Raw genomic sequence first — 6,604 nt, 5'->3', positions numbered from 1 at the left:
TGCGGCGGATGTTTGCTAACGCTGTCATCGTAAAAGCCAAGGCACCGGCGCTGCGCCTCGAGCGCGTCGAAGATGCCACACAGTCGCCGCGGTCCATTTCGTGATGGCGGTCTACTGCGCGCCCAGTCAGCTGTGCATGCTCGGCACTCACAAGTGCGAACTGGAAAACTGCTGCGGCATTTGCAACGAGTCGATTCACGCCGTCATAACTCAGCGGAGATGAAGAAATGGCTGCGGTCGGCCAGCTCGCTCTCGATTTCAATTCGGCGCCGAGGCTCCGAGATGTGCGCTATGCCGAACTCGCCGGCTTTGTTGACCGGGTGCGCCGAGCTGGGCTCGCCCGCCTTCGGCAATTGAAGGGCCTGGTAGATCAGGCAATCACGCAAGAGACCTTGCTGATCACCGATGAAGACGTGCCGCTGTGAACGCGGATAAAGCTTTAATCCTTGGCGAACGACACTCCCTTTATTGTGTGACCGCTCAGTGACCAGGGCTCACGCGACGCCGCTGTTGATGCGGCTCCGCGTGAAGTGAGCGCAGCCCTGAAAAGGCTGGCGTCGGCGGTTCGATTCCGTCCCTGGCCACCATCCCGCACCTCCTGCCTAATTGATCTGACGGTTAGACTCGCAAGGCTGTGATTGCCATGGGCTGCCCTGACGGCGGCAGTCACTGCACACCGACGCATCGCGACGGGACGGGATGTGCTCGACCCCGGCCGGAACGAGAATATTGTAGAACTGCTTTGCTGAAGCGCCGAGGCATGGCGGGACACGGCGCACGGCCTTGGGCCACGGAACGTGATGCAGGTCACACCGCCGGGCGAGGTCAGGAGGTACGCTGTGGCGGGTAGGAAAGCAATTGCAACCCGGACCTGCGCACTGTCCGGAGGCAGGTATGACAGTTGCAGTTTACGTCGGCATTTATCTTGGCTTACTGATCTTTCTCGCCGGATGCATTCGCCGCGTGATGCAGTATGCACGGGCGCCGATCCACCTGCGATGGGAGTTGTACCCGATTCCGCATGATGACGCCGAACGCACCGCGCACGGTGGTTCCTCGTTCGAAACCAGCAACCGGTGGACCAAGCCGCCACACTTCAACTGGCGCGGCGAGTTGCGCGCCATGTTCCCGGAAATCGCCTTCCTGAAAGGACTGTGGGAATTCAACCGGCCGCTTTGGTACGCGTCGTTCCTGTTCCATGCCGGCCTCTACCTGACGTTCGCCACAGGGTTGCTGATGGCCGCAGTGGCGTGGTTTGGCGGACCATCGCATCCGAAGTTCGTTTTCTGGATGCGCGGCTTGTACCACACCACGGCTTACGCCGGATTCGCGTTGACGTTGTGCGGAGCTGTAGCGCTCTTGTTCCACCGTCTTACCGATCCTGAACTGAAGAACTACACCAGCGCGGCCGACATTTTCAATCTGCACTTTTTCATCCTGACGTACGGACTGGTCGCCGCAGGATATCTGGTTCGCGGCGCAGGGACAGCCAGCGCCAGCGCGGTCCTGCGGGGCTTGGCGACGTTCGACACGTCGCTGGCCGTCAGCACCGGCTTCGGAGTTGGCCTGATACTGGCTTCGGTGCTGCTTGCCTACATACCGTTCACGCACATGGCGCACTTCATCGCGAAGTACTTCACCTACCACGCTGTGCGCTGGGATGACCGCGCCAACTTGCGCGGCGGGCGGGTCGAAGAGAACGTCGCCGGGTCTGTGGCCTACAAGCCGACCTGGGCGGCGGCGCACATCGGGGCCGATGGGCACAAGACCTGGGCGGAGATTGCGGCGACGAACCCCGCGCAGGAGGTTCGCCAGTGAAAAGCCTGTTGAGCATCAGGGATGTTTCCCGCCCCGATCGCGAACCTGTCGCCCATATCGAGAACAGTGACCTGATGCCTCTGCCTGCGCCGCTGGACCGCCTGGACCGGGCGTGGGGAGCCCTCGCGCCGCAGATCCGGGACAAATACGAATGCGGACTGGATGACACTTGCGCGGTCAGCGTCCCGCAACCGAAAACGGCGGCCGAAGAGCAGCGCCTGGTGGCGCAGTTCCTCTCCGGGTTAGAAAAATTGTTTACCCGGGAGAACAACTGGACGTTTCTACAGCCGCTCTTGCTGACCATGGAGCACTGCACGCACTGCCAGACGTGCGCGGAATCGTGCCATATCTTTGAAGCCAGCGGCAGGAACGAACTCTACCGCCCCGTGTTTCGTTCGGAACTCCTGCGGCGGCTCTATTGCAAGTACGTCAAGCACGGCGGCCTGATCTCAGCGTGGCAACATGGCGACATAGAATTGAATTGGCCGCTGGTGGCGCGGCTGATTGAATTGTCGTACCGGTGCAATCTGTGCCGCCGCTGTGCGCAGACGTGCCCGATCGGCGCCGACAACGGGCTGGTCGCCCACGAACTCAGAAAGCTGTTCAGCCAGGAAATGGGAATCGCGGCCAAGGAACTGCACCAGCAAGGATCGATGCTGCAGTTGAAAGTTGGCTCGTCAACCGGCATGAGCCCGGAGGTGGTGAAGGACAACATCGCCTTCCTTGATGAGGACATCAGCGAGAGGACCGGCATCGAGGTGCACACCCCATGGGACGTCAAAGGCGCCGATGTTCTGCTGATTCATAACGCCGGCGAGATCATGGCGTGGCCGGAGAATCCGGGCGCCTTCGCGCTGATCCTGAGCATGGCGGGAGTGAACTGGACCATGTCGTCGGAGCTGGTGGGCTACGATTCCATCAATTACGGCCTGTGGTACGACGACGTACAGTTCGCCCGCGTCGCCTTGCAACACGCCGAAATCGCGCGGAAACTTGGGGTCAAGAAGATCGTCATCGGGGAATGTGGCCACGCGCACAAGGCGCTGTGCGTTGTCGCCGACCGTCTGCTCAGCGGCGACCTGAACATCCCGCGCGAAAGTTCCCTCACGCTGCTGCGCGACATCGTCATGAGCGGGCGAATCAAGTTCGATCCTTCGCGCAATGACTTTCCCGTGACGTTGCACGATCCCTGCAACGTGGTGCGGCTGATGGGCGTGGTCGAGCCGCAACGCGAAGTGGTGCGCGCCCTGTGCCCACGTTTCCGGGAAATGGAGCCGCACGGCGTGAACAATTACTGCTGCGGCGGCGGCAGCGGTTTCGCCATCATGAGCGGGCACAATTTCCCCGACTGGCGCTTCCACGTCGCCGGCCGCAAGAAGCTGGAGCAAGTGCTGAACGCATTTTCCGACTGCCTGGAACCGGAAACCCCTAAATATCTCTGCGCGCCCTGCAGTAACTGCAAGGGCCAGTTCCGCGACATGCTGGCGTACTACAAGCTGTGGGAACAGAACCGGATTCTTTACGGCGGCCTAGCGGAGCTGATCGTGAATGCGATGGTGGACGTGAAGCCCGGCTTCATTGAGTGGGAGTGGCGATGAGCTGCGAGTTCAGCAGCCGCCGGAGGTAGGGCCGGCCTTCTCCGCAGCCGCGTTGCGGCGAACAAAATCCTCATATGCTTCGCGGCTTGCGATCCGCTCCAGGAGTTCGCGGCGGCGATCTTCAGAGATGTCGAGCGCCATGATCTTTCGACGCTCACGGCCCACCTGCTTCACCCACTCTTCATACTCCGGGCCAAACTGCCGCTCCAAATCGACACGCAGCCGATGTGCGAGCGCGGGGCTGTGCCCGCCGGTGGAGATGGCGATCTGCAGCGGCCCCCGGTGCACGACAGCGGGGTAGTAAAAATCACAGTGCTCGGGATCGTCGACCACGTTGCACAACACTCCGCGCTCCTTGCCGCCGCGAAAAACCTGTTCATTGACTGCCGGGGAATTGGTGGCGGCAATCACGAGGAACGCGCCATCGAGGTCGTGAGGAGCAAATTCGCGGCGGCGCCATGTCAATTTTCCTTCGCGCGCCAGCTGCTGGACCGGGCCGGTGGCGTGGGGAGCGATCACCGTGACCTGTGCGCCGCAACCCAGCAGGGTGGTCGTCTTTGCCACGGCAATTTCGCCGGCGCCGACAACAACGCACTTTCTTGAGTCCAGCCTGACCATAATGGGAAAGAGGTCCATCTCATTCCTCGGCGGCGAACGTGGCGCCGGCATCATGGTACCTGAGCGACAGCCGTGCCAACAGTGGTTTTGACGGTGTTCTGGAGACGACCGGCCCCGCGTGTCACAGGTCACACGCCAGTCGTGATTGCGGACTCGCCGTGCAGTGATGTCGGCGTCATCACATCAGAATTTGACCCCTATCACATTATCGGCGCAACTTCCGGCCTAGGCTGACTTGTTACAGGATTTGCCGCCCGCAGAAATCCGGGTACGCGCAAGGGAGAAACCAATGGCCGATGCTAAGAACGGAAAGCCGAAGACAGAGTTGCTCGACCAGCTGGAAACGGGGCCCTGGCCCAGCTTCGTCAAGGAAATCAAGTCTGCCGCCGAAGCCAGCGACAAGGCGGCGGGCCTGCTCCAGCAGCTGGAACTCTCCTACAAAGAGAGGAAAGGACACTGGAAGCACGGCGGGATGGTCGGCGTACTAGGCTACGGCGGAGGCGTGATCGGCCGCTACAGCGACGTCGCCGCCGAGGTCCCCAGCGTCGCTCACTTCCACACCATGCGCGTGAATCATCCCGCGGGGTGGTTTTACACCAGCGATGCTCTGCGAAAAATCGCCGACATCTGGGAGCGCCACGGTTCGGGGCTGACCAACATGCACGGCTCCACCGGCGACATCATCCTGCTGGGCACGACCACCGACCAACTCGAGCCCGCCTTCCAGGAACTGGCGCAGAACGGGTTCGACCTTGGCGGGTCCGGTTCGGCGATGCGCACACCCTCCTGCTGCGTCGGCATGGCGCGGTGCGAGTGGGCCTGCTACGACGCGATGAAGCTCTGTTACGACCTGACCATCGCGTACCAGGATGAACTCCACCGGCCGGCGTTTCCATACAAGTTCAAGATCAAGTGCGCTGCCTGCCCCAACGATTGCGTGGCTTCGGTGGCGCGCGCCGACCTGTCCATCATCGGCACCTGGAAGGACAAGATCCAGGTTGACGATGCGGAGGTGGCGAACTACGCCGCCAGCGTCGATATCCAGAAAGAGGTCTGCGACCTCTGTCCCACGAAAACCATGGGCTGGGACGGCAAGAAGCTTTCCATCGACGATCGCGAATGCGTGCACTGCATGCACTGCATCAACGTGCTGCCGAAAGCGCTGCGGCCCGGCAAGGTTAGAGGCGCGGTGGTGATGATCGGAGCCAAGGCGCCGATCATGCAGGGCGCGCTGCTTTCCTCCGTGCTCGTCCCGTTCGTTCCCGCCGCCGAGTTACTGGGCACGCTCAAGGAACTGCTCAAACGCATTTGGGACTTCTGGGATGAATACGGCAACAACCGCGAGCGCGTGGGCGAGTTGATCCAGCGCGTCGGCATGTCGGCGTTCCTGGACGGTATCGGGCTGGACCCGGTGCCGGAGATGGTGACGGCGCCGCGGGATAATCCCTACATCTTCTTCGAAGCCAAGAATGGAGGCGCGCAATGACGACGGCAGCGAAAACTCCACGCATCACTGACATTGGTCCGCCGCATTACGAAAAGTTCCTGCCGCCGCTGGTGAAGAAGAACTACGGCCAATGGAAGTTTCACGAAGTGCTGGGGCCGGGCGTGCTCTGCCATGTTGCCGAGTCCGGCGACCGGCTCTACACGGTACGCGCCGCCACGCCGCGGCTGATGGCAGTGCAAACGCTGCGCAAGTTCGCCGACCTGGCGGACCAGTACTGCGGCGGGCACCTGCGGTTTACGAGCCGCAACAATATCGAGTTCCTGCTCGAGGATAAGAACAATATCGTGCCGCTCAAGAACGAGCTGTCGGAGTTGGGCTTCCCGGTGGGCGGGACGGCGAACTCGCTCAGCAACGTCGTGCACACGCAAGGGTGGATCCACTGCCACTCGGCGGCCACCGACGCGTCAGGAATCGTGAAAGCGGTGATGGACGCGCTCTACGAGCGCTTCACGCACCACGACCTGCCGGCGAAGTTGCGTCTGGCGCTGGCCTGCTGCCTGAACATGTGCGGCGCGGTGCATTGCTCCGACATTGCCATCCTCGGCATCCATACCATTCCTCCGAAAGTTAACAAGGAGCTGCTGCCCAAGGTGTGCGAGGTGCCGACGTTGATCGCATCCTGCCCCACGGGCGCGATCCGGCCGGCGACCTATGAGGGCAAGCCCTCGGTGGAGTTGATCGAGGAGCAGTGCATGTTTTGCGGCAACTGCTACACCGTGTGCCCGGCGATGCCGATGAACGATGCCGAGCACGACGGGCTTTCCATCTGGGTGGGCGGCAAGGTGAGCAACGCGCGCAGCGCGCCCAGGTTCTCCAAACTGGCGGTCCCGTTTCTTCCCAACAATCCGCCGCGCTGGCCAGAGGTGGTGGATGCGGTGGTGAAGATCGTGGACGTGTACGCCAAGGGCGCCCGCAAGTACGAACGTGTTGGCGAGTGGATCGAGCGTATTGGCTGGCCGCGGTTCTTCCAACTGACCGGGTTCGAGTTCACGCGTTATCACATTGATGATTTCAAGCATGCCGGTCTGACGTACGCGCGATCGGCGCAGATCAGGTACTGAAC

Annotated in this window: 6 protein-coding genes and 1 tRNA gene; 6 read left to right on the top strand and 1 reads right to left on the bottom strand. The window is 61.7% G+C overall.

What is annotated here, in order from left to right; translation table 11 throughout:
- Positions 1-227: 227 nt before the first annotated feature.
- From VFI82_13640 to VFI82_13625, 4 genes are all read left to right on the top strand, one after another.
- Positions 228-425 (top strand): hypothetical protein, encoded by a 198-nt coding sequence (locus tag VFI82_13640; protein ID HET7185727.1) that lies wholly within the window; start codon positions 228-230, stop codon positions 423-425.
- Between the two features lie 92 nt (positions 426-517).
- Positions 518-587: transfer RNA gene (locus VFI82_13635), tRNA-Phe, on the top strand.
- Positions 588-894: 307 nt separating this feature from the next.
- The gene (locus VFI82_13630) at positions 895-1,818 is read left to right on the top strand and encodes a respiratory nitrate reductase subunit gamma (protein HET7185726.1); all 924 of its coding nucleotides are present in this window, start codon (positions 895-897) and stop codon (positions 1,816-1,818) included.
- Positions 1,815-3,416 carry a (Fe-S)-binding protein gene (locus VFI82_13625; GenBank protein ID HET7185725.1) on the top strand — a complete coding sequence of 534 codons (1,602 nt, stop codon included), beginning with the start codon at positions 1,815-1,817 and terminating at the stop codon, positions 3,414-3,416. The genes VFI82_13630 and VFI82_13625 overlap by 4 nt, the downstream gene beginning before the upstream one ends.
- Before the next feature lie 9 nt (positions 3,417-3,425).
- On the opposite strand, the gene VFI82_13620 is transcribed toward VFI82_13625, so the two are convergent.
- Positions 3,426-4,034 carry a bifunctional precorrin-2 dehydrogenase/sirohydrochlorin ferrochelatase gene (locus VFI82_13620; GenBank protein ID HET7185724.1) on the bottom strand — a complete coding sequence of 203 codons (609 nt, stop codon included), beginning with the start codon at positions 4,032-4,034 and terminating at the stop codon, positions 3,426-3,428.
- Between the two features lie 289 nt (positions 4,035-4,323).
- On the opposite strand from VFI82_13620, the gene dsrA reads away from it, so the two are divergent.
- Positions 4,324-5,520 carry a dissimilatory-type sulfite reductase subunit alpha gene (dsrA, locus tag VFI82_13615; protein ID HET7185723.1) on the top strand — a complete coding sequence of 399 codons (1,197 nt, stop codon included), beginning with the start codon at positions 4,324-4,326 and terminating at the stop codon, positions 5,518-5,520.
- A complete protein-coding gene (gene dsrB / locus VFI82_13610) occupies positions 5,517-6,602 on the top strand; it encodes a dissimilatory-type sulfite reductase subunit beta (protein HET7185722.1) in 1,086 nt (361 codons plus the stop codon). Before dsrA ends, dsrB begins: the two co-directional genes overlap by 4 nt.
- Positions 6,603-6,604: the final 2 nt, after the last annotated feature.

This window comes from Terriglobales bacterium (assembly GCA_035691485.1).
Taxonomy (GTDB): domain Bacteria; phylum Acidobacteriota; class Terriglobia; order Terriglobales; family Acidobacteriaceae; genus JAIQGF01.
The sequence above is the reverse complement of the archived record's forward strand: the minus strand, read 5'-3'. Positions and strand labels throughout refer to the sequence as shown.

Coding starts and splice junctions, on each gene's coding strand:
- VFI82_13640 (HET7185727.1), top strand. CDS start 228: ATGGCTGCGGTCGGCCAGCTCGCTCTCGATTTCAATTCGGCGCCGAGG.
- VFI82_13630 (HET7185726.1), top strand. CDS start 895: ATGACAGTTGCAGTTTACGTCGGCATTTATCTTGGCTTACTGATCTTT.
- VFI82_13620 (HET7185724.1), bottom strand. CDS start 4,034: ATGGTCAGGCTGGACTCAAGAAAGTGCGTTGTTGTCGGCGCCGGCGAA.
- dsrA (HET7185723.1), top strand. CDS start 4,324: ATGGCCGATGCTAAGAACGGAAAGCCGAAGACAGAGTTGCTCGACCAG.
- dsrB (HET7185722.1), top strand. CDS start 5,517: ATGACGACGGCAGCGAAAACTCCACGCATCACTGACATTGGTCCGCCG.